General features: G+C 76.1%; 2 protein-coding genes. One reads left to right on the forward strand and one right to left on the reverse strand.

Going from position 1 to position 1,176, the window contains the following annotated elements; genetic code table 11:
• Positions 1 to 687: histidine phosphatase family protein (locus CCN42_RS39715; RefSeq protein ID WP_211294902.1), on the forward strand; the 687-nt coding region annotated here is incomplete at its 5' end.
• On the opposite strand, the gene eda is transcribed toward CCN42_RS39715, so the two are convergent.
• Positions 662 to 1,176 (reverse strand): bifunctional 4-hydroxy-2-oxoglutarate aldolase/2-dehydro-3-deoxy-phosphogluconate aldolase (eda, locus tag CCN42_RS39720; RefSeq protein WP_086742000.1); only part of this gene is annotated, 515 nt, incomplete at its 5' end. The genes CCN42_RS39715 and eda overlap by 26 nt on opposite strands.

Consider the following 1,176-nt stretch of genomic DNA (forward strand, 5'->3'; position numbering starts at 1 on the left):
GCCACGCCCGTCACTGCCGCGGCCCCCACCCCATCCGTCGGCTGGGGCTCCGCCCCCGACCTCGGCGCGCCCGCCACCTTCGTGCTGCTGCGGCACGGCGAGACACCGCTGACCCCCCAGAAGCGCTTCTCGGGCAGCGGCGGCAGCGACCCGTCCCTCTCCGGCATCGGCCGCGAGCAGGCCGAGCGGGTCGCGGCCGCACTGGCCCGGCGGGGCACGATCCAGGCGATCGTGTCGTCCCCGCTGGCCCGCACCCGCGAGACCGCCGGGATCGTCGCCGCCCGCCTCGGCCTGGAGGTCGGCATCGACGACGGGCTGCGCGAGACGGACTTCGGTGCCTGGGAGGGCCTCACCTTCGCCGAGGTGCAGGAGCGCCACCCGGAGGACCTGGCCGCCTGGCTGGCCTCCCCGGACGCCGAGCCGACCGGCGGCGGCGAGAGCTTCGCCGCGACCGCCACCCGGATCGCCGCCACCCGCGACAAGCTGATCGCGGCGTACGCGGGCCGCACGGTGCTGCTGGTCACCCATGTCACGCCGATCAAGACGCTGGTCCGGCTCGCGCTGAACGCGCCCGCGGAGTCCCTGTTCCGCATGGAGCTGTCGGCGGCGTCCCTGTCGGTGGTGGCGTACTACGCCGACGGCAACCCGAGTCTCCGCCTGCTCAACGACACCTCGCACCTGCGCTGAGCGCGTCCCCGCCGGGCGTATCCCCACCGGGCGCGTCCCCGCTGGGAGCGTCCACACGGGACGTGCCCCTGCCGAGCTCCGCCGCCTCCCGGGCCAGCCGCTCGATCCGCGCCCAGTCCCGCGCCGCGACCGCGTCCGGGGGCAGCATCCAGCTCCCGCCGACGCACCCGACGTTGGGCAGCGCGAGATAGCGGGGCGCGCAGTCGGGGCCGATCCCGCCCGTGGGGCAGAACCGGGCCTGCGGCAGCGGTCCGGACAGCGAGCGCAGATAGGCCGTACCGCCCGCCGCCTCGGCCGGGAAGAACTTCATCTCCCGCACCCCGCGCTCCAGCAGCGCCACCACCTCCGAGGCGGTCGACACCCCCGGCAGGAACGGCACCCCGGAGCCGAGCATCGCCTCCAGCAGGACATCGGTCCACCCGGGGCTGACCAGGAACCGGGCCCCCGCCGCCACGGACTCGGCCACCTGCCCCGGGTGGACCGATGTCC

The sequence above is a fragment of the Streptomyces glaucescens genome, assembly GCF_002154375.1.
Classification (GTDB): domain Bacteria; phylum Actinomycetota; class Actinomycetes; order Streptomycetales; family Streptomycetaceae; genus Streptomyces; species Streptomyces glaucescens.